A 21,984-nucleotide genomic window follows, 5' to 3' on the forward strand; every position below is an offset into this window, starting at 1 on the left:
GACCAGCATTCACGGCTGGTCTTTTTCTAACGACACACGCGATGGTGGCCGGTTAGCCGGGCCATCGTTCAATGAGACGAAAGGAGTTTCCTCGTGGACGAAGATCGCCATGCTTTATTTGAAAAATTATTACAGCAATTAGAACTCACAGAAATGGCTGATCAGCCGTACTATCAAACGGCGACCATTGACCGCTTGACTGTACACGAACAGTCCCGGCGTTGGCATTTCTTCTTGAAAATGCCCACCATTCTGCCATTTACTGCTTTTGTTGATTTTCACAATCACTTGCAGGTGGCTTTCAGAGAAATCGCCACGGTCGAGGCCACCATTGAAGTGGCTGAACCCGAGTTAACGAGCCGTTTGTTGGGAGACTACTGGCAGTGGATCGTTAAAAACAGTGGCTTGACGGGTAACCTGGTTCAGGAACTGTGTCAGTCACAAGTGCCAGAGCTAGATAGTGATGGTCGGGTCTTGTTGTACGCTCAGAATGAAGTGGTTAAGGACTTCCTGACCAATCAGGCCCTGGGACCGATTGAGGACAGCTACGTAGATGCCGGTTTTCCTAAGTTCAACATTCATGTGATGGTGGATGAATCCCGGTCACAGGCCAAAATTGATGAGTTTAAGGCCCGTCAAGAGAAGACGGATGCTCAGTTAGCCCAGCAGGCGGCCGTGGCCATTGAAAAAGCTAACCAGAAGCGGCAAGAGGATGTACCGGCAGCGAGTGGTCCCACTCAGATTGGTCGTCAAATCAAGGGTGACCAGCCGACGCTACGGATGGTGGATATTACCCAAGAGGAACGGTCCGTCATTGTCGAGGGGTACATCTTCGATAAGGAAATCCGGAAGTTGCGGTCTGGTCGTCAACTATTAACGATTAAAATCACTGATTATACGTCTTCCATTTCCGTCAAGAAATTCTCGAAGGGTGCTGAAGACGAAGCCCAATTTGCTGGTATCGAAGAGGGTAGCTGGGTCAAAGTTCGTGGGAGCGTCCAAGAAGACAGCTATGTTCGTGACCTGGTTTTGACGGCGTATGACATTAACCAAGTCAAGCACGCCACGCGTCAAGACACCGCACCAGAGGGTGAAAAACGGGTGGAACTCCACCTGCATACCACGATGAGTCAGATGGACGCCACCAATCCAATCGGCGATTACGTCAATCAGGCAAAAAAATGGGGCATGCCCGCACTAGCCATTACAGACCACGCTGACCTTCAAGGGTTTCCGGCAGCATTCAATGCGGGAGCTAAGGCCGGCGTAAAGATGCTCTACGGGGTTGAAGCCAACCTGGTGGACGATGGGGTGCCAATTGGCTACAACAGCGCTCACGAGCCACTAGACGGTGCAACGTACGTGGTATTTGACGTGGAAACGACGGGGCTATCCGCCATTTATGATAAAGTCATTGAATTATCAGCCGTCAAAATGCAGCACAAGAATGTGGTTGACCAATTTGAGGAATTCATTGATCCTGGCTTCCCGCTGTCTGAACAGACGACGAACCTGACCAGTATCACGGATGATATGGTGGCTGGGTCGAAGTCTGAAGAAGAAGTCTTCAAACTCTTCCGCGAGTTCTGTGGCGACGCAATCATCGTTGGTCATAACGTGACGTTTGACGTGGGGTTCATGAACACTGGGTATAAGCGCCATGGGATGCCAGAAATTCCCAACCCCATCATTGATACGTTGACGCTGGCCCGCTTCCTGTATCCAACCTTGAAGAGTTATCGGTTGAACACACTGGCCAAGCGGTTCCACGTCAGCCTGGAGCACCATCACCGGGCCGTATACGATGCGGAATCGACCGGACATTTGAACTACTTGTTCTTGAAGGATGCGGAAGAACGCTACAATATTCAGTATCACGATCAGTTGAACGATCACATGACCGATAACGATGCGTACAAGCACGCGCGGCCAAGTCATGCGATTCTGATTGCGAAGACGCAGGACGGTTTGAAGAACATGTTTAAACTGGTCTCGGCGTCCAACGTGGATTATTACTACCGGGTGCCCCGGGTGCCGCGGAGTGTGCTCGACCACTACCGTGATGGCATCATCGTGGGTTCCGCCTGTTCATCGGGTGAAGTCTTCACGGCCATGATGCAAAAGGGGCAAGTCGAAGCCGCTGCCAAGGCGAAGTACTACGACTATTTGGAAGTCCAACCCAAGGCGGCTTACCAACCGTTGATTGATTCTGGCTTGATTGCTGACGAGGCGAATCTGGAAGAAATCGTGGGGAACATGGTCAAGCTGGGTCACGACCTGAATAAGCCGGTGGTTGCCACTGGGGATGTTCACTACCTAAATCCAGAGGACTATATTTACCGGAAAATCCTGATTCACTCTCAGGGGGGCGCCAATCCGCTCAACCGGCAGGAATTGCCAGACGCACACTTCATGTCGACGGACGAAATGCTGAAGGACTTTGCCTACTTAGGTGAAGAAACGGCCAAGGAAATCGTGGTCACCAACACCCAGCAGATTGCCAACGATGTGGATGACGTCCATCCGTTGAAAGATAAGCTATACACGCCGCGGATGGAGGGTGCCGAGGATGAAATCCGGCAGCGGACCATGGATACCGCCCACGCGTGGTACGGGGATCCACTGCCCGAACTGGTACAACATCGAGTGGACCGGGAATTGAAGTCAATTATTGGGAACGGGTTCTCCGTGATTTACTTGATCGCGCAACGACTGGTAGCCAAGTCCAATAAGGACGGTTACTTGGTTGGGTCCCGGGGGTCCGTTGGATCCAGTGTGGTCGCCACGTTTACGGGAATCACTGAAGTGAACCCCCTGCCACCGCACTACCGTTGTCCCAAGTGTCAGTATTCTCACTTCTATACCAAAGGGGAATACAGCTCAGGGTATGACTTACCGGAAAAAGATTGTCCGAACTGTGGGACGCTCATGATTGGCGATGGTCATAACATTCCTTTCGAAACCTTCTTGGGATTCAAAGGGAACAAGGTCCCCGATATTGATTTGAACTTCTCTGGGGACTACCAACCGATCGCCCATAACTACACCAAGGTGTTGTTCGGTGAAAAGAACGTGTATCGGGCCGGAACAATTGGTACTGTGGCAGATAAGACGGCTTACGGGTACGTGAAGGCCTACGAGCGTGACACGGAGCAGACGTTCCGGGGCGCAGAAATTGACCGGCTGGCCAAAGGGGCGACCGGGGTCAAACGGACGACCGGGCAACATCCCGCGGGGATCATTGTTGTGCCAGATTACATGGATATTTACGACTTTACGCCGATCCAGTATCCGGCCGATGACCAAAATGCCGCTTGGCAAACGACCCACTTTGATTTCCATTCGATTCATGACAACATTTTAAAAATTGATATTCTGGGACATGATGATCCCACGATGATCCGGACACTGCAGGATTTGTCGGGGGTCGATCCTCAGACCATCCCAATGGATGACCCGGGTGTCATGGCATTGTTCTCCGGGACGGATTCATTGGGTGTGACGCCAGAACAGATTCAGTCTAAGACGGGAACACTGGGTGTGCCTGAATTTGGTACGCGGTTCGTGCGGGGGATGCTGGAAGAAACGCATCCTCAGAACTACTCACAATTGCTCCAAATTTCTGGTTTGTCTCATGGGACCGACGTGTGGTTGGGGAATGCCGAAGAATTAATTAAGAACGGCACCGCCACCATTGCCAACGTGATTGGTTGTCGGGATAACATCATGACCGACTTGATCAACTTCGGTCTCGATTCCGAAACGTCGTTCCAAGTGATGGAACACGTGCGGAAGGGTCGCGGAATCCCGGATGAATGGCAGGACAAGATGAAGGCGACGGACTGTCCAGACTGGTACATTGATTCTTGTTTGAAGATCAAGTATATGTTCCCCCGGGCGCATGCCGCTGCTTACGTGTTGATGGCGTTACGGGTGGCCTACTTTAAGGTCTACTTCCCAATCATTTACTACGCAGCTTACTTCTCTGTGCGGGCGGACGACTTCGATGTCGTTGCCATGTCTCAGGGGAAAACGGCGGTTAAGGCTGCCATGAAGGCAATCACTGACCAAGGAATGGATGCGTCGACTAAGGACAAGAACCTATTGACGGTTCTAGAACTGGCCAATGAAATGCTGGAACGGGGCTACAAGTTCAAGATGATTGATTTGGATAAGTCCGATGCGGCCGACTGGATCATTGACGGCGATACGTTGATTGCACCTTTCCAGTCAGCCCCAGGGTTAGGCTTGAACGTTGCCAAGCAAATCGTGGCTGCGCGAAATGACCGTGCATTTATCTCAAAGGAAGACTTAGCCAAGCGAGGCAAGGTCTCCAAAACGATCATCGACTTCATGACGGAAAATGGTGTGCTGAATGGCTTACCAGATGAAAACCAATTGAGTCTATTTGACGATATGATGTAGCGAGCAGTAAACACCGCGACAATATTTGAAGAAGGAAAAGACGTTTGCGATTTTGTCACAGACGCCACAGAAAGGTTCGACTTAGCAAGCTGCTGAGCCGAGCCTTTTTTGCATGGTAGTAAAGACGTTATTAAGCCAAGAATAGTAAGGCATTATAGACTTAAAATTAGCCTCACTCAGCCACATACGGCTGCCAGAGATTCCGCCTGCTGTGGGGAACGCCTCCGGCCTGAAAATCAGTCCTTCGGCTCGGTTTGAAGCCTGGAAAAATCACCAGTCTCCAAACACGTCCCACGCTGTATGCCGAAAATCGGCTAACACCGTTGACACAGCTGGCTCCACCTCTGACCGCCTCCGGTTAAACGATTCTTGGAAACTAAGCTAGCTTAAAAGCCTGGACAGCAGCACTTACGCAATATTATTGGCGCTCAACAAGGTAGCCGAGAGTGAGTCAAATTTGGCGAACGGTAAAGCTGCAATTTCCCACTATGTATGCCGAACCCCAATATCCAATCCTCGTTGCATCAGGTACGGTGGGTGTTTCAGTGCTTTCAGTTTTTAGCACATATGTTATTTTGAAGTGGATAATCAACGTTACAAGCGTTCAGACGACCAATTTGTTATGGTAGTTATCCCAGTGAGCAATGAATTGACTAACGTAGCCGCAGGAGGCCAGGGATGATGGCCACTGTGTCGACGGTGTTAGCTGGTGGGTTACCAGCTTACAGCGTGGGACGGCCTTGGAGACCCGGTGATTTGCCGGGGCTTCAAGCCGAGGGAAAAGACCGCACTATGGCTTTCCCCGGTCCCCACAGTGGCCGTCAGCCCTGGCAGCCGGAGGCGGCAATCCCTCAATTGTCATTAATTAAACAAACCGTGATAAAATAGTCTTGTAAACGCTTACAAAACCGGCAATTCGTGATATACTATGAGTGAGGAATGAAAAGACCATTAATAAACTCTAACGAAAGCGGGTGTTCACCATGCTACGACATTTCGTAAGATTACCAGATGGGTGGATTTTTCTGGCAGGTTATTGTTTGATTGGTTTAGGTTACATTTTGTTCGGACTCTTGGCCAACGTTGGTGAAGCGACCTTTTTAGCCATGGTGATCGCCTACTTCGTGGTGGCGTTCATCCTGACCCTCATCAAGACGTTTAGTTTGAAGGCAATGAATTCGACGCGACTGAATTTCTTGGTATTTGAATTTATTACAATTGTCGGCTTCGTTTTGCTCCTGCTCACTTGCGAGGCGTAAGTGGTGGAACAGTTGCAATCACGGGGAAACTGTAGTAAAGTTGTGTTTGTAGTTAAACTCGTTTTTAAATGAGTGAGCAGTCAATGCTCACTCTTTTTAATGGAAAAATGTAGGAGGCGGAATTCTTTGAGTACTGTCGTCGAGACCGTGACGGCCTTAGCCCAGCCAATCGTGGCGCAGCATCAGTTTGAGCTAGTTGACGTTGAATTTGTTAAGGAAGGTAAGAGTTGGTACCTGCGGCTCTACATTGATAAGCCCGGTGGTATCAACATCGAGGAATGTGCAATGGTCAGTGACGAGGTGTCCGAAAAAATGGACAGCCTCGATCCGGATCCAATTCCTCAGGCCTACTTCCTGGAGGTATCCTCACCAGGTGCCGAACGACCACTGAAGAAACCAGAAGACTTTGAAAAGGCCGTGGGTGATTACATTCACGTCTCCCTCTACCAAAAGATTGGTCAGAGCAAGGTCTATGAAGGAACACTGTTGACATTGACGGATGAAAGCATGGATCTTAAGGTTAACCTGAAGGGCCGAATCAAAACCCTGACGATTCCTCGTGATAACATTGCCCAGGCCCGTTTAGCCATCAAGTTCTAACGAATAAGGAGCGAAGCAAAACATGAGTAAAGAATTATTGGGGGCGTTAGACGTCCTGGAAACGGAAAAGGGTATCGATAAGCAAATCGTTATTGACGCTCTGGAAGCCGCTTTAGTTTCTGCTTACAAGCGGAACTACGACCAAGCCCAAAACGTTGAAGTCAATTTTGACCCACGTAAGGGTGATATCCACGTCTTCGCCGTTAAAAAAGTCGTTGACCAAGTCTACGATTCTCGCTTGGAAGTTGGCTTAGATGAAGCACTGACCATCAACAAAGGTTATGAATTAGGCGATGATATCAAGTTCGAAGTTACGCCTAAGAACTTCGGCCGGATTGCTGCACAGACTGCTAAGCAAGTTATCTTGCAACGGGTTCGTGAAGCCGAACGGACGATTATCTACGATCAATACAGCCAATACGAAAATGAAATCGTCACTGGTGAAGTTGAGCGTCAGGACTCCCGTTTCGTTTACGTGAGTTTGGGTAAGGTCGAAGCCGTAATGGGTCGTCAGGATCAAATGCCTAACGAAACCTACCGGATTCATGACCGCATCAAGGTCTACGTGACGCGGGTCGAAAACGCCACCAAGGGTCCCCAAGTCTTCGTTAGTCGGACGCACGCTGATTTGTTAAAGCGTTTGTTTGAACAAGAAGTCCCTGAAATTTACGACGGGACGGTTGAAATCATGGCCATCGCGCGTGAAGCCGGTGACCGGGCCAAGGTGGCTGTTCGTTCGAACAACCCCGACATTGACCCCGTGGGAACCAGTGTTGGTCCTCGTGGGCAACGGGTCCAAACCATCGTCAACGAACTCGGTGGCGAAAACATGGATATCGTGGAATGGACGGATGATGAAGCGAAGTTTATCGCTAACGCGCTGAACCCAGCCGAAGTTTTGGATGTCATTTTTGACCCCAACAACGAACGGGCTTGTGAAGTCGTTGTTCCTGACTATCAATTATCCTTAGCCATTGGTAAGCGGGGCCAAAATGCCCGGTTAGCCGCTAAGTTGACTGGATATAAGATTGATATTAAATCAGAATCAGAAGCATCTGCTATAATGGAAGCTGATCAGGCACCTACTGACGACGCTGCCACGGAAGATGCTGGCGATGAGGTAAGCGCAACGCCTGATGACGTAACGCCTAGCGAAGCCACGACTGACGACGTTACACCAGATGAAGATGATGCACCAGCAGCGGCAGAGTCAACTAGCGAAGCCACTGATGATGATCAGTCTGCAGAATAGTTTACATCTGAAGGAGGGTTAAGACCCATGAAACAACGGAAGATCCCCATGCGCAAGGACATTGTGACCGGGGAAATGGCACCAAAGAAGCAACTGGTCCGGGTCGTTCGCAACCAGGATCAAGAAGTTAGTGTTGATCCTACTGGGAAACAATCCGGGCGTGGTGCCTACATCTCTTTGGACGTAGACATTGCTAAGCGGGCCAAGAAGGAACGGACTTTTGACCATACCTTTGGTGTTAAGATCGATGACCAGTTTTACGACGATTTAATCGCTTACGTTGATCATCAGCAAGCACGGCGGGAATTATTTAACAATGACTAATGCCGAGCAAGCTTTACAATTATTAGGATTGGTCCGGCGAGCAGGTAAATTGGTTACCGGCGAATCCTTCGTTTTAGCCGCTGTGCGGGATTCTTCTGCCAAGTTGGTCTTACTGGCTAGTGATACTGGTAAGAGCAGTCAGAAGCAATTTCGTGACAAGACAACGAGCTATAACGTCCCGTTGAATGAATCATTTACCAAAGACCAGTTGAGCACGGCCATTGGGTCCGCGCGCACGGTCATAGCAATCACCGATCCGGGATTCGTCCGGAAAATGCAACAACTACTTCAGTAACCATCTGACGTTCTCGTGATCGGCCGAAAATTAAGGAGTGTGAAGATATGGGGAAGAAGCGAATCTATGAACTCGCAAAAGAAATTAACGTCTCCAGTAAACAGATCATCGCGAAAGCCGAAGAAAAAGGCTTTCCGGTGAAAAACCACATGTCAACGCTCGGCGATAACGAAGAACGTCAACTGCGGGCAGCCTTTCAACCAAAGGCTGCGGGGTCTAAACCAGCTGCCAAGCCACAGGCTAAGCAACCGGTCAAGACTGAGGCAGCGCGCCCCGCAAACCAGGGTGGTCACACGAAGGGTAACGCCACGACTCATCAGAACAATCATGGGTCGCAAGCGTCACCTAATCGGCAGAATAGCCACACCAATGGGAACCAGAGCCAAAACAAAGGTAACGGTAACCAGCAGAACCACAGTACTGGGAACCGGAACCAAAGTCAGGGAACTGGGAACCAAAATAATCGTAACAACAATAAAAATAATGGCCAGGCCGGGAGTAATCATACTGAACAACATAATTCCGGCACCGGCAGATTTGGTGGAAGTTTGAATAATAATACAAATAATAGCAATGGCCGGCGGAGTAGCAGTAACAGTACCAACAGTCGCGGGGGCCGGAATAACCGGAACAACCGCAATAACCGTCGCCGTAATAACAATAATAATAACCGTTACAAGAAGAACCAACGGATCAAAGACACAAACCAACACAAGGGCGCGCCAGAACGTAAGAACAAGGCTTTACCAGAAACCTTACTCTACACTGATGGCATGAACGCTCAAGATTTGGCAAAAATCTTACACCGTTCATCAGCTGAAATCGTGAAGAAGCTCTTCATGCTGGGTGTGATGGTCAACCAAAACCAATCTCTGGACAAGGATACGATTGAGATCTTGGCTGATGACTATGGCATCAAGGCTGAAGAAAAGGTTCAAGTCGATGTTTCTGACATCGATAAGGCCTTTGACGCCGAAATGGCTAACACTGACCACTTAGAATCGCGGGCACCAGTTGTCACAATCATGGGACACGTTGACCATGGTAAGACGACGCTGTTGGATCACTTACGTCATTCTCACATCACTGAAGGCGAAGCTGGTGGGATCACGCAGGCCATTGGTGCTTACCAAGTCCACTACAACGACAAGTTGATTACGTTCTTGGATACGCCAGGACATGCTGCCTTTACTGAAATGCGTGCGCGTGGTGCCGAAATCACCGACCTGACTGTGCTGGTAGTTGCCGCTGATGATGGTGTGATGCCACAAACCATCGAAGCCATTCACCATGCGAAGGCTGCCGGAACGCCAATCATCGTGGCGGTCAACAAGATCGATAAGCCGGGTGCTAACCCGAACCACGTCATGGAACAATTAACGGAATACGAATTGATTCCTGAAGACTGGGGTGGCGACACCATCTTCGTTGAAATCTCAGCGAAGTTTGGCAAGAACATCGATGAATTGCTCGACATGATTCTCTTACAAGCCGAAGTGCTTGAATTGAAGGCTAACCCAGACCAAAATGGTGCTGGGAACGTCATCGAAGCTCGGTTGGACCAAGGTCAAGGTTCCGTTGCCACATTGTTGGTTCAACAAGGGACCTTACACGTTGGGGATCCTATCGTTGTTGGGAACACCTTTGGGCGTGTTCGGACGATGGTTAACGAACGTGGTCGGCGGATCAAAGATGCCGGTCCATCGACGCCAGTGGAAATCACTGGGTTGAACGACGTGCCAGAAGCCGGGGACCGTTTCGTGGTCTTTGACGATGAGAAGACGGCACGGGCCGCTGGTGAAGAACGGGCTAAGGAAGCCTTAGTCAAGGAACGGGGCAATACCAACCACGTGACCTTGGACAATCTCTTTGATTCCCTTAAGGAAGGCGAAATGAAGGAAGTTGACGTCATCATCAAGGCTGACGTTCAAGGTTCCGTTGAAGCCTTGGCAGGTAGTTTGAAGAAGATCGACGTTTCTGGCGTGCGGGTCAACATCATTCACTCTGCCGTTGGGGCCATCAATGAAAGTGATGTCACGTTGGCAGAAGCCTCTGACGCCATCATCATTGGGTTCAACGTTCGTCCAACACCACAAGCACGGGCTCAAGCCGACAGCGACAAGGTCGACATTCGCCTGCACAACGTCATCTACAACGCCATCGATGAAATCGAAACGGCGATGAAGGGGATGCTGGAACCTACTTACGAAGAAGAAGTTACTGGCCAAATTGAAGTTAAGAACATTTTCCACGCTTCTAAGGTCGGCACTATCGTCGGTGGGATGGTTACTGAAGGTTACGTGACGGCTGACGCCGACGTTCGTTTGATTCGGGACGGCGTGGTCATCTATGAAGGTAAACTTGGTAGCTTGAAGCGTTTCAAGGACGACGTCAAGCAAGTTAAGATGGGTTATGAATTAGGATTAACTATCGAGAACTACAACGACATCAAGGTAGACGACGTTATCGAAGCCTACGTGATGAAGGAAGTTCCCGTTAAATAAAAATCGGAGGCAAACGTAAATGGCACAATATCGAGTTGGCCGGTTGGAACAAGAAATCCAACGGGAAGTTACGGATATTCTACTAAAACGTGTTCGCGATCCTCGGGTCGAGGGTGTCACCGTTACCGGCGTGGAAGTCACTGGTGACTTGCAACAGGCAACGATTTACTACAGTATTTTGTCTGATAAAGCCTCGTCTGCAGAAAAAACGCAGCAGGGGTTAAACAAGGCTACTGGCCTGATTCGTTCAGAATTAGGGTCTCGTTTAAGCATCTACAAGACGCCTGAACTGAATTTCGAACAGGATTCGTCTGTTCGTTACGGTAGTCATATCGATGAACTGTTAAGCGAACTTCACCACAAGGACTAACCGGTGCAGTTTCACCACGAAAGGCGTTGATCTCAGCGGATCGGCGCCTTTTTGGTTGCTCAGCTATCTTGTCAATTGCCCGCACTCCGGTGGCCAGGGATGGGGCCTGCTGTGGGGACGCTTCAGCCAAAAGGCGGGCTTCTCGCTCGATTTGAAGCCACGCAAATTCCGTGTCTTCAAAGTCGCCCGTGGTTTAAGCTGGCAGAAAATCGCCAGCTAACACCACTATCACGGCCGGCACCATCCCTGGCCGCCTCCGGCTCTGATTGCGGTTTAGCATGTGCGTGGTTGAAGGCGCTACTTGCGTGAATTGTGGTAGGTTTTCGGTAATTGACTGCAAAGCAATGTGTGAGCTGTGAGGTAGACTAATTTAAATGTTGTTGTGATGAGACTAACGGGGATTCAAAACTTTCAATCTTTAGTTACTGAAATTGGCAGTAGAAACCACTCACCGACGTCGTGAGTCTGGCCTAATTTCACAAAGAGTGATAGGCTAATAGAACTGACATTTAGCGTCAATCGGGTGGCGGCGTTTTTTAAGCCGTTACCCAGGATTGGAAATAGCATCACACTTAACCACAACCAAAAAATTGGAGGAGTCTCAATGGACGGTATCATTCCCCTATATAAGGAACGCGGTCTGACCAGCTTTGACTGCGTGGCAAAGTTACGACACATTTTACACACGAAAAAAGTGGGACATAGTGGCACATTGGATCCAGGCGTGGATGGGGTTTTACCCATTTGTATCGGATCAGCCACGAAGGTGGTTCCTTACCTAATGGCTTCCGGTAAGGTTTACCGGGGAAGCGTCACGCTCGGTTTTGCGACCACGACGGAAGACTTAGACGGCGAAGAAATCAGTCGGCGGCAGTTGACTGAACCTTTTTCTCTGGTAGATCTCAAGGCGGCCGCGGCGACTTTGACGGGGACGATCCAGCAAACACCGCCCATGTTTTCTGCTGTGAAGGTGAATGGGCGCAAGTTGTATGAATATGCGCGAGCTGGAGAGACTGTGGAACGGCCAACGCGGACCATTACGGTTGACCACTTTACGTTGACTGATGCGGGTACCTTTGAGGGAACGGCCGGGACCCAAACAATCAAGTTTGAAATTGGCTGTTCTAAGGGGACTTATATCCGGACCCTTGCCGTCGACTTAGGTCGGGCTTTGGGCGTACCAGCTGTCATGTCTGATTTGACTCGGCTAAAGAGCGGAGGTTTTACGCTTGACCAGGCGGTCAGCCTGGATGAAGTGGCGTCAGCAGTAGCTGAGGAACGCCTAGGCGACGTTTTACGACCAATTGATTACGCACTCCAAGACTTCCCACATGTGGCCTTAGACGACCATTTATGGGGCCTGGTGAAGAATGGCGTTTTTTTGAGCGCCCATGAGGTGTCCAGTTCGGCGCCAACGATTGCGTTGAGCTATCAGGGCCAGACTAAGTGTCTCTACCAGTGGTCCGATGAAAAAAAACAATATAAGCCGCTTAAAATGTTTGCGGTGAATTAAGCTTTGAGAAGAGGAATTGCAAAATGGAAGTTATCAACATCCACCATCCGTTAGATGAACGGCAGATTCCGAATGAGCCGGTGGTCTTAGCCATGGGATTCTTTGATGGGGTCCATCGTGGGCATCAAGCGGTCATTAACCGGGCGAAGGCGGAAGCACGGGACCGTAACGTTAAACTAGCGGTTCTGACCTACGATCATCATCCGGCCTTGGTTTATCGACCACTGGAACCAGATGACCGGAAGTATTTGAGTACGACTGAGCGCAAGTTGCGTAAGCTAGACCGGTTGGGTGTAGACCGGGTCTTCTTGGTCAATTATACCGGGGAATTCTCAGCGCAAACGCCCCAGGAGTTTGTCGACAACTACCTCGTGAAGTTTCACACGGTAGCCGCTGTGGCTGGTTTTGACCACACTTACGGAAAAAAGGACGTGGCGACCATGGATAAGCTCGCTGGGTACGCCCAGGGACGGTTTGACGTGATCACTGTGGCCGAAGAGGCTAAGAACCAGGAAAAAATTAGTTCCACGCGCATTCGTCAGGCCTTGAAGGCGGGCGACGTGGACTTAGCCAACCAGTTATTGGGGTACACGTACCGGTCGACTGGCTTGGTCGTTCACGGTGAAGCCAGGGGCCGAACGATTGGGTTCCCTACAGCCAATGTATTGTCACCGGAAGACGAATGGCTGCCAGGTATTGGTATCTACACGGCTCGGCTAAAAGTAGGCGCAATCTGGTATCCTGGGATGGTTTCAGTAGGTCGCAACGTGACCTTTGGTGACAATCGGCCGATTACCGTTGAGATGAATCTACTCGATTTCCAAGGCAACCTGTATGGTGAGCCGGTCGAGGTCGAGTGGCACCATCGGTTACGTGGTGAAGTTAAGTTTGACGGCGTTGAGGCCCTGGTGGCGCAACTCAAGCAGGATGAAGTGGCAACCAGAGATTACTTTAAGCAAGTAGCCGCTGACTAAGTGAGGTTTGGTTTACCAAGTACGACCGGGTCCATATCCAGTTAACCCTGTGGCTAGTCGAATCTAATTTAATATAATGAGGTGTAGTGGGTATCAACTTGTTACGCGATGGAGGCCGAGATGAAAATTTCTGGTCTCCTTTTTTATTGACGTGTTTAGCAGGTGGAAATAGTTTCGGGTGCCCACTAGGTCGTTTAAGGGTATCAGTGCTCGTCAGAAAAATGATGCGTTTAGGCCGAATTCAGGTCAAAATCAAAAAAATTAGCACTTAACAGCAGAGTTTGCTAAAAATTCTGCCAGATTTCTTGACTTCAAAACCCGGTTTTGCTACATTATATATGTGTCTTAGCACTTGTATAGTTTGAGTGCTAAAAAAGGGGTGATTGTGATGCTTTCAGAAAGACAAATGATGATTCTGCGAGCCGTTGTCCGCGACTTTACTAACACCGGGGTACCGGTGGGGTCAAAGGCATTAGCCAAGCAGTTACCCATCCACGTAAGCTCAGCGACAATTCGTAACGAGATGGCCGCGCTTGAGGAGCAAGGATTGATCAAGAAGACCCACTCCTCATCTGGGCGCATTCCTTCAGTGGAAGGCTATCGGTACTACGTTGATCATCTGGTTAAGCCAGATCCACTGCAACCAAACGATATGGACGTGATTCAATCCTCACTTGGTGGGGATTTCCACAAGATCGATGAGATCATTTCACAGTCCGCCACGATTCTATCCAATCTGACGTCGTACACGGCGTTTACGTTGAAGCCAGAACTGAAGGATGCCCGGTTAAGCGGGTTCCGGCTGGTGCCATTAGGCCGGCGTCAGGTAATGGCAATTCTCGTGACTGACGGTGGTGATGTGGAAAACCAGACGTTTGATGTGAGTGAAGATGTTAAGGGCGACCAGCTGGAAGCCGTCGTGCGGTTGATTAATGATCAACTGGTAGGGTTGACCTTACCAGAAGTGATTAAGAAACTGCAGCTCGACATTCCCGCGCAAATTGCTAATTATCTTCAGAGTCCCACCGGATTCTTGGATATTTTCGGCGATGTGTTGACCCGAGCAGCTCAGGAGCGCTTCTACGTCGGCGGTCGGTTGAACCTGTTGAACTTCTCACAGGATAGCGACGTCGATTCACTGAAGTCACTGTATTCACTGATCGACCAGAGTGATGATATCGCCAACGTCTTAGGACAACCGAGCGATAACATTTCCGTTCAGATCGGTAATGAGATGACCAACGATGCGTTACGTAATTACAGCCTGATCACCGCAACCTATGACGTTGATCAGCACGGGAAGGGCATGATTGCCATTCTCGGGCCGACCCGCATGCCGTACTCGCGGATGTTGGGAATTGTCGGTGCGTTTCGTGAAGAGCTCGCGAAAAAACTTTTAGATTATTATCGGTTTTACGACGAGTAAAGAAAGGGAGGTTTTTTATCGTGGCTGACAAGCAACAACCATCCACTGATGATGAAACTGCGGCAAAGGCCGCCACAACCAAGCAAGATTCAGGCAAGACTGAGCAAGGCAAGGACGCAACGGGCAATTCCCAAGCAGCGCCTAAGTCGCAAGAAGTGATTGACTTAGAGAAGAAAGCCAGTGACTTTGAGGACAAGTACTTGCGGGCCGAAGCCGAAGTGCAAAACATGCAGACGCGGTTCCAAAAGGAACAAGCGACGCTCATCAAGTATGATGGCCAACAACTTGCAAAGGACGTGCTCCCCGTGATCGATAACCTGGAGCGGGCCCTCGCAGTTGAAGCAACCGATGATACGGGTGCTCAGCTTAAGAAGGGTGTCCAAATGACCTACGATCACTTGGAAGACGCCTTGAAGCGTAACAACGTCACGGAGATTGAGGCTATGGGCCAAAAGTTTGACCCAACGCGTCATCAGGCCGTGCAATCCGTTCCCGCTGAAGCAGGACAGGATGCAGAGACGGTCGTCAAGGTGCTCCAAAAGGGTTATCTCTTGAAGGACCGTGTACTTCGGCCAGCAATGGTCGTTGTCGCACAATAATTAAACAAACAAAAAAACTATAAAAGAGGGAATTTTTGATGGCAAGTAACAAGATTATCGGGATTGACTTAGGGACGACTAACTCAGCCGTTGCCGTTCTTGAAGGTAGCACCCCAAAGATTATTGCGAACAAAGAAGGCGCCCGGACGACGCCATCCGTCGTTGCTTTTAAAGACGGCGAAACACAAGTCGGTGAAGTTGCCAAGCGGCAAGCAATCACTAACCCCAACACGATTTCATCTATCAAGAGTCACATGGGTGAATCTGGCTTCAAGGAAACGGTTGATGGCAAGGATTACACGCCAGAACAAGTTTCCGCAATGATCTTACAACACCTGAAGGCTTTTGCTGAAGACTACATTGGTGATACGGTCGACAAGGCTGTCATCACGGTCCCAGCTTACTTCAACGATGCCCAACGGCAAGCTACGAAGGATGCCGGTAAGATTGCTGGCTTGAACGTTGAACGGATCATCAACGAACCAACGGCCGCTGCTTTGGCTTATGGTTTGGACAAGCAAGACAAAGATGAAAAAGTCATGGTCTACGACCTTGGTGGTGGGACCTTTGACGTTTCTGTTTTGGACTTAGGTGACGGTGTCTTTGACGTTCTGTCTACGAACGGTGATACCCATTTAGGTGGGGATGACTTCGACCAAAAGATCATGGATTGGTTGATCGATGGCTTCAAGCAGGAAAATGGTGTGGACTTGTCCAAGGACAAGATGGCTGTTCAACGTTTGAAGGATGCTGCTGAAAAAGCTAAGAAGGACCTTTCTGGTGTGACTGAAGCTTCCATCAGCTTGCCATTTATCTCCGCTGGGGATAACGGCCCACTGCATTTGGAAAAGAGCTTGAGCCGTGCTAAGTTCAACGAATTGACTGCTGACCTGGTTGAAAAGACCCGGATCCCAGTTGAAAACGCCTTGAAGGATGCTGACTTACAAGCTAGCGACATCGACGTTGTTATCTTAAACGGTGGGTCCACTCGGATTCCAGCCGTTCAAGAAGCCGTTGAAAAGTGGACGGGTAAGGAATCCAACCACTCCATCAACCCTGACGAAGCTGTTGCTTTAGGTGCCGCTGTACAAGGTGGGGTCATCACCGGTGATGTGAAGGACGTTGTTCTGTTGGATGTTACGCCATTGTCCTTAGGTATCGAAACGATGGGTGGCGTCTTCACCAAGTTGATCGACCGGAACACGACGATTCCTACCAGCAAGTCGCAAGTCTTCTCAACCGCTGCTGACAACCAACCAGCCGTTGATATCCACGTCTTACAAGGTGAACGGCCAATGGCTGCTGACAACAAGACTTTGGGTAACTTCCAATTAGCTGACATTCCAGCTGCACCTCGTGGGGTTCCTCAAATTCAAGTAACGTTTGATATTGATAAGAACGGTATCGTTAACGTGTCTGCTAAGGACATGGGAACGAACAAGGAACAAAAGATCACCATCAAGAGCTCCGACGGTCTGTCTGACGAAGAAGTTGAAAAGATGATGAACGAAGCCAAGGAAAACGAAGCAGCCGACAAGAAGCGTAAGGAAGAAGTCGACACGAAGAACGAAGTCGACCAACTCTTATTCCAGACTGACAAGACCTTGAAGGATGTTAAGGGTAAAGTTTCTGACGACGAAATCAAGAAGGCTGAAGATGCTCGTGACGCCCTCAAGAAGGCCCAAGAAGCGAATGACCTTGACGATATGAAGTCCAAGAAGGATGATTTGAACAAGATTATCCAAGACTTATCCGTTAAGTTATACCAACAAGCACAAGAAGCACAACAAGCCGCAGGTAAGGGCGACGGTGCTGCTAAGGGTGCTGATGCCAAGGATGCTGGCAATGACGGTGATACCGTTGACGGTGACTTCCACGAAGTTAACGACGACGATAAGAAGTAATTTCTAGCTCACGGTAGCAAGTGGTAGGCAAAAAGTCAGAGTCCGTGGGGCTTTGGCTTTTTGTTTCGAGTATGCTATTCTTACAAGTAGCGAAAAATATCGGTAAGAATTGGGAGGAAAAAGATGGCGGAAACGGACTTATATGGCGTATTAGGTGTCGCAAAGGATGCCAGCCAGGATGAAATTAAGAAGGCCTATCGAAAATTATCAAAGAAGTATCACCCAGACTTGAACAAGGCGCCAGATGCGGCGGATAAATTTAAAGCCGTTCAGGATGCATATGACGTGCTGGGGGATGAACAGAAGCGGGCCAATTATGATCAGTACGGTTCAGCCGATGGCTCCCAAGGTTTCGGTGGTTTCGGCGGCGGTCAACAAGGCGGCTTCGGCGGTTTTGGTGGCGGCGGTGGCTTCGACGACATCTTCAATTCATTCTTTGGTGGCGGCGGTGGTCAACGGAATCCCAATGCGCCACGTCCTGGTCGGGACCTTCAGTACCAGATGGACTTGAAGTTTGAAGAGGCTATCTTTGGTAAGAAGACTAAGATCAAGTACACGCGTGAATCACAGTGTCATACCTGTGGTGGGAATGGTGCTAAACCTGGTACCTCACCAGTTACCTGTCATCAATGTGGCGGTTCTGGCTTCGTGACGACTGGGACGAACACACCACTCGGCCGGATGCGTAGCCAACAACCTTGCCCCGTATGTCACGGAACTGGTAAGGAAATCAAGGAAAAGTGCCCAACCTGTGGCGGTTCCGGTCACGAAGAAGAACGGCATGAAGTTGAAGTCTCCGTTCCAGCTGGTGTGGATGACGGTCAACAAATGCGGCTACAGGGTCAGGGTGAAGCCGGCCAAAATGGCGGTGGTTATGGTGACCTGTTCATTATCTTCCAAGTTGAACCTAGCAAGGACTTCCGCCGTGATGGCACGGAAATCTACTTTGAACAGGACATTTCCTTCGTTCAAGCAACAATGGGCGACGAAGTCACGGTCAAGACCGTTCATGGTGACGTCAAGCTGAAGGTTCCTGCCGGGACACAAGGTGGAACGACTTTCCGTTTGAAGGGTAAAGGTGCACCACGCTTACGTGGCAATGGTAACGGTGACGAACACGTGACCGTGAAAGTCTTAACCCCTAAGAACCTGAACAAGGGGCAACGAGATGCCTTACGTGACTTTGCCAAAGCCAGTGGTGAGACGGTCTCGGGGACTGGAAAAGGAAACTTATTTAACAAAATGCGCGATAAATTCAACGAAAATTAGTCGTCGAAAAAAAACGCTGTAATAGCTAATCTATCAAGGCCGCTGAAGATTTTCAGCGGCCTTTTTTGTGGCCCAAAATGACTGGGGCCCGTTCGAAAAGAAAAGAAAGCTTTAAGGTTGAGTAGTGTTGTTTGCAATCCGGTTTTCACAATGATAACCTCAAAACATAAGGAGCGTAGCTGGGGCTACATGACTCCTCACCTGATCAGAAGGATTCGTCGGGGAAAGTCCCTTCTGAGCAGTGGCGAACGGACGTCGGTTTTGGGGACGAATCAACCGACAAAACTTTGGGGGTGAATTTCATGAGAGCAAAGTGGCTGGCATTATGGCATCAGCCAGTAATCGCGTTCATTGGCTGGACAGTATTCTACTTTGTGATTTTGATGGCATTAGTATATTTATACGGCTACAGTGGATTAAACAACTCGACGTTTATTTACAACGAGTTCTAGTTGAGGGGTCAACGACCACATGATTAAGCCGGATAGCCTTTGGGGGGGATAGAGAATGATTGAAAACATGATCAAAGCAATTGATCAGGTTGCACAAAGTGATCCGGAACGGATCGCGTATGATTATTTGGGACAGACGAACACGTATGGTGATTTAAAACAACGTTCGGATGCCTTAGCAGCACATTTAGATGAAATGGATCTACCACGAGAGTCACCAGTTCTGGTGTATGGTGGCCAGACGTTCGACATGATGGCGACGTTCTTAGGAATTGTGAAGAGTGGTCACGCCTACGTGCCCATTGACACGCATTCACCAGTGGAACGAATCGTCACGATCAATGAGATTGCCAAACCAGTGGCGGCGATTGCAGTCAGTCCACTGCCAACAACGTTGACGGGAACTCCGGTGATTGCCACCGAGGAGTTGAACGAAATTCTGAGCCAACCTGTGGCAGATTACCAAGTGACTCATGAAGTGACGGGGGATGAGACTTATTACATCATCTTTACGTCAGGAACCACTGGAAAACCTAAAGGGGTTCAAATTTCACACACCAACTTATTGAGCTATGTGAACTGGATGTTGAGTTCAGACTTCACGTTACCAGAGACACCTAGAACGCTGTCTCAGGCGCCTTACTCGTTTGACCTGTCCGTGATGGATTGGGGACCAACGTTGGCTGCAGGGGGCACGCTAGTTGCCTTACCGAAGACGGTAACGGATAACTTCAGAGATTTGTTCACGACATTGCCTAAGATGGCCCTGAACGTTTGGGTCTCGACGCCATCGTTCGTCGACATTTGTCTGATGGAACCCACGTTTAGTGAGGAACGGTATCCTAACCTGACCCGGTTCTTGTTCTGTGGTGAAGAATTAACGCACGCGACAGCTCAGATGCTCCGGCAACGGTTCCCACACGCCCGCATCTTCAACACGTATGGTCCAACGGAAACAACCGTGGCGGTCACCCAAGTTGAGATTACGGATAAAATCTTAGCGGATTATCCTCGGTTGCCAATTGGCTATGCCAAGGCTGACACTGAGATGCTGGTGGTTGATGCGCAATTACACCCAGTCGCTGCCGGTGTTGAAGGTGAGATTTTGATTTGGGGTCCATCCATGTCCAAGGGCTACTTGAACAATCCAGAAAAGACTGAAAAGGCGTTCTTGAACGTTGATGGTCGGCGGGTTTACCGTTCTGGTGACTTGGGGGTTCAGTTGGACAATGGCCTGATTATGTATCGGGGTCGGACCGACTTTCAAATTAAGCTTCACGGGTACCGGATCGAACTGGAAGAGGTCAACCATTACCTGTCTCAGGAAGATCATATTCAAGTCGGTGTGGCGGTACCCCGCTACGATCGGAATCATAAGGTCAGCCAGTTGATTGCCTGGGTGGTGCCACAAGCGCACGACTTTGCCAGTGAACTGGACCTGACGAAAGCAATTAAAGAAAATTTACAAGGCGGAGATATGATGGAATACATGATCCCACAACGCTTCGTTTATAAAGATAGCCTACCGATGACCCCCAACGGCAAGGTCGATATTAAATCTATCATTGCCGAGGTCAATCAGTAATGCTGTCATTTGAACCATACGGTAACCCAACGTATTTTGCCCTGTTGGGGGTGGCACTGTTGCCACTAATGATTGGTCTTCTATACGGCAAGCGGTCACGTTTGTACGAAACACTGATTTCAATCTTCTTCCTAGTCCTGACCTTTGGTGGTCCTAAGTGGACACAAGGGGTAGCCTTGATTATCTACATTTTGTACGAAGTGGCGCTCACCTGGGGGTATGCCGTTTACCGAAGACACAAGAATTCGGGGCCGTTCTTCTACGTCATGGTGATTCTGGCCATTCTGCCGTTAACCATTGTTAAGGTGACACCGGCAGTTGAAAATGGTCAGTCATCCCTGATTGGTTTCTTGGGTGTCAGTTATTTAACGTTTAGAGCCGTGCAGACCATGATGGAAACACGGGATGGAACGTTAAAAGACTACAACATCATGACGTTCTTACAATTTATGCTATTCTTCCCAACAATTTCTTCTGGGCCAATCGACCGTTATCGGCGGTTTGAAGCTGATTATCGGTCGGTGCCGGACCGGGAAAAATACCTGGGAATGGTGCAAAAGGGAATCCGGTACATCTTCGTGGGATTCCTGTACAAGTTCATTCTGGCGTACTACTTCGGCACGATGTTGATGCCGAAGCTGCAGCTGATGGCGATGAATTCACGAGGCGGTTTCCTGGACCTGTCATGGCCGGTCATCGGCTACATGTACTGTTACAGTGCTGACTTGTTCTTCGACTTCGCTGGGTATTCACTGTTTGCGGTGGGGACGTCCTACATCATGGGGATTGAAACACCGATGAACTTTAATCAACCTTGGCGTTCACCAAACATCAAGGATTTCTGGAATCGTTGGCACATCACGTTGTCATTCTGGTTCCGGGACTTTATCTACATGCGACTGGTTTTCTGGTTCATGAAGCATAAGGTCTTCAAGAAACCAACGACCACAGCCAATGTGACCTACATTATCAACATGTTAGTCATGGGGTTCTGGCACGGGGTAACTTGGTATTACATCACCTACGGCCTGTTTCATGGGGTGGCTTTGGTGGTGAATGACACCTGGCTCCGGTACAAAAAGAAGCACCGGGCGAGCGTGCCGCACAACCGTTTTACGCAGTGGTTTGCCATCTTCTTAACGGCAAACATGGTCTGCTTCAGTTTCCTGATTTTCTCAGGATTACTGGATAAGTTATGGTTCCAATAAAATACGGGTTTAAATTTCATATAGG

Annotated in this window: 17 protein-coding genes; all 17 read left to right on the forward strand. The window is 49.4% G+C overall.

Annotated elements, in window-relative coordinates:
- Positions 1-93: 93 nt before the first annotated feature.
- The 17 genes from EKM87_RS01460 (at position 94) to dltB (ending at position 21,959) form a co-directional block, all read left to right on the forward strand.
- Positions 94-4,425, forward strand: coding sequence for a PolC-type DNA polymerase III (locus tag EKM87_RS01460; protein WP_125681097.1), 4,332 nt, complete (start codon positions 94-96; stop codon positions 4,423-4,425).
- Positions 4,426-5,408: 983 nt separating this feature from the next.
- Positions 5,409-5,684, forward strand: a complete 276-nt coding sequence (locus EKM87_RS01465) for a hypothetical protein (RefSeq protein WP_125681099.1) — start codon at positions 5,409-5,411, stop codon at positions 5,682-5,684.
- Between the two features lie 126 nt (positions 5,685-5,810).
- Positions 5,811-6,284 (forward strand): ribosome maturation factor RimP, encoded by a 474-nt coding sequence (gene rimP / locus EKM87_RS01470; RefSeq protein WP_125681101.1) that lies wholly within the window; start codon positions 5,811-5,813, stop codon positions 6,282-6,284.
- Between the two features lie 22 nt (positions 6,285-6,306).
- Positions 6,307-7,536 carry a transcription termination factor NusA gene (nusA, locus tag EKM87_RS01475; protein ID WP_125681103.1) on the forward strand — a complete coding sequence of 410 codons (1,230 nt, stop codon included), beginning with the start codon at positions 6,307-6,309 and terminating at the stop codon, positions 7,534-7,536.
- A 27-nt stretch (positions 7,537-7,563) separates the two neighbouring features.
- On the forward strand, positions 7,564-7,860 hold the full coding sequence (gene rnpM / locus EKM87_RS01480) for an RNase P modulator RnpM (RefSeq protein ID WP_125681105.1): 297 nt from the start codon (positions 7,564-7,566) through the stop codon (positions 7,858-7,860).
- Positions 7,853-8,155 carry a L7Ae/L30e/S12e/Gadd45 family ribosomal protein gene (locus EKM87_RS01485; RefSeq protein WP_125681107.1) on the forward strand — a complete coding sequence of 101 codons (303 nt, stop codon included), beginning with the start codon at positions 7,853-7,855 and terminating at the stop codon, positions 8,153-8,155. Before rnpM ends, EKM87_RS01485 begins: the two co-directional genes overlap by 8 nt.
- 47 nt (positions 8,156-8,202) lie before the next feature.
- Positions 8,203-10,659, forward strand: a complete 2,457-nt coding sequence (gene infB / locus EKM87_RS01490; protein ID WP_125681109.1) for a translation initiation factor IF-2 — start codon at positions 8,203-8,205, stop codon at positions 10,657-10,659.
- A 19-nt stretch (positions 10,660-10,678) separates the two neighbouring features.
- Positions 10,679-11,029 carry a 30S ribosome-binding factor RbfA gene (gene rbfA, locus EKM87_RS01495; RefSeq protein WP_125681111.1) on the forward strand — a complete coding sequence of 117 codons (351 nt, stop codon included), beginning with the start codon at positions 10,679-10,681 and terminating at the stop codon, positions 11,027-11,029.
- 604 nt (positions 11,030-11,633) lie between these two features.
- Complete coding sequence (gene truB, locus EKM87_RS01500) at positions 11,634-12,542, forward strand: tRNA pseudouridine(55) synthase TruB (protein WP_125681113.1); 909 nt, start codon at positions 11,634-11,636, stop codon at positions 12,540-12,542.
- A gap of 23 nt (positions 12,543-12,565) precedes the next feature.
- Positions 12,566-13,516, forward strand: coding sequence for a riboflavin biosynthesis protein RibF (ribF, locus tag EKM87_RS01505; RefSeq protein ID WP_125681115.1), 951 nt, complete (start codon positions 12,566-12,568; stop codon positions 13,514-13,516).
- Positions 13,517-13,904: 388 nt separating this feature from the next.
- The gene (hrcA, locus tag EKM87_RS01510; RefSeq protein WP_125681117.1) at positions 13,905-14,942 is read left to right on the forward strand and encodes a heat-inducible transcriptional repressor HrcA; all 1,038 of its coding nucleotides are present in this window, start codon (positions 13,905-13,907) and stop codon (positions 14,940-14,942) included.
- A 20-nt stretch (positions 14,943-14,962) separates the two neighbouring features.
- Positions 14,963-15,541: a nucleotide exchange factor GrpE gene (gene grpE / locus EKM87_RS01515; RefSeq protein ID WP_125681119.1), complete on the forward strand. Its 579-nt coding sequence runs from the start codon at positions 14,963-14,965 to the stop codon at positions 15,539-15,541.
- A 38-nt stretch (positions 15,542-15,579) separates the two neighbouring features.
- Positions 15,580-17,445 carry a molecular chaperone DnaK gene (dnaK, locus tag EKM87_RS01520; RefSeq protein ID WP_125681121.1) on the forward strand — a complete coding sequence of 622 codons (1,866 nt, stop codon included), beginning with the start codon at positions 15,580-15,582 and terminating at the stop codon, positions 17,443-17,445.
- Positions 17,446-17,568: 123 nt separating this feature from the next.
- Entirely contained in the window at positions 17,569-18,714 is a 1,146-nt protein-coding gene (dnaJ, locus tag EKM87_RS01525; protein WP_125681122.1) for a molecular chaperone DnaJ, read from the forward strand.
- 302 nt (positions 18,715-19,016) lie between these two features.
- Complete coding sequence (locus tag EKM87_RS01530; protein WP_125681124.1) at positions 19,017-19,166, forward strand: teichoic acid D-Ala incorporation-associated protein DltX; 150 nt, start codon at positions 19,017-19,019, stop codon at positions 19,164-19,166.
- A 55-nt stretch (positions 19,167-19,221) separates the two neighbouring features.
- Complete coding sequence (gene dltA, locus EKM87_RS01535; RefSeq protein ID WP_125681127.1) at positions 19,222-20,751, forward strand: D-alanine--poly(phosphoribitol) ligase subunit DltA; 1,530 nt, start codon at positions 19,222-19,224, stop codon at positions 20,749-20,751.
- Positions 20,751-21,959, forward strand: a complete 1,209-nt coding sequence (gene dltB, locus EKM87_RS01540; protein ID WP_125681129.1) for a D-alanyl-lipoteichoic acid biosynthesis protein DltB — start codon at positions 20,751-20,753, stop codon at positions 21,957-21,959. The genes dltA and dltB overlap by 1 nt, the downstream gene beginning before the upstream one ends.
- The last annotated feature ends 25 nt before the right edge of the window (positions 21,960-21,984 follow it).

Origin of the sequence: Levilactobacillus yonginensis (genome assembly GCF_003946265.1) — a bacterium.
GTDB lineage: Bacteria > Bacillota > Bacilli > Lactobacillales > Lactobacillaceae > Levilactobacillus > Levilactobacillus yonginensis.

Excerpts from the sequence above, each read along its gene's own strand:
- EKM87_RS01465 (WP_125681099.1), top strand. The coding sequence starts at position 5,409 with ATGCTACGACATTTCGTAAGATTACCAGATGGGTGGATTTTTCTGGCA.
- nusA (WP_125681103.1), top strand. The coding sequence starts at position 6,307 with ATGAGTAAAGAATTATTGGGGGCGTTAGACGTCCTGGAAACGGAAAAG.
- rnpM (WP_125681105.1), top strand. The coding sequence starts at position 7,564 with ATGAAACAACGGAAGATCCCCATGCGCAAGGACATTGTGACCGGGGAA.
- EKM87_RS01485 (WP_125681107.1), top strand. The coding sequence starts at position 7,853 with ATGACTAATGCCGAGCAAGCTTTACAATTATTAGGATTGGTCCGGCGA.
- infB (WP_125681109.1), top strand. The coding sequence starts at position 8,203 with ATGGGGAAGAAGCGAATCTATGAACTCGCAAAAGAAATTAACGTCTCC.
- rbfA (WP_125681111.1), top strand. The coding sequence starts at position 10,679 with ATGGCACAATATCGAGTTGGCCGGTTGGAACAAGAAATCCAACGGGAA.
- truB (WP_125681113.1), top strand. The coding sequence starts at position 11,634 with ATGGACGGTATCATTCCCCTATATAAGGAACGCGGTCTGACCAGCTTT.
- ribF (WP_125681115.1), top strand. The coding sequence starts at position 12,566 with ATGGAAGTTATCAACATCCACCATCCGTTAGATGAACGGCAGATTCCG.
- hrcA (WP_125681117.1), top strand. The coding sequence starts at position 13,905 with ATGCTTTCAGAAAGACAAATGATGATTCTGCGAGCCGTTGTCCGCGAC.
- dnaK (WP_125681121.1), top strand. The coding sequence starts at position 15,580 with ATGGCAAGTAACAAGATTATCGGGATTGACTTAGGGACGACTAACTCA.
- dnaJ (WP_125681122.1), top strand. The coding sequence starts at position 17,569 with ATGGCGGAAACGGACTTATATGGCGTATTAGGTGTCGCAAAGGATGCC.
- EKM87_RS01530 (WP_125681124.1), top strand. The coding sequence starts at position 19,017 with ATGAGAGCAAAGTGGCTGGCATTATGGCATCAGCCAGTAATCGCGTTC.
- dltA (WP_125681127.1), top strand. The coding sequence starts at position 19,222 with ATGATTGAAAACATGATCAAAGCAATTGATCAGGTTGCACAAAGTGAT.
- dltB (WP_125681129.1), top strand. The coding sequence starts at position 20,751 with ATGCTGTCATTTGAACCATACGGTAACCCAACGTATTTTGCCCTGTTG.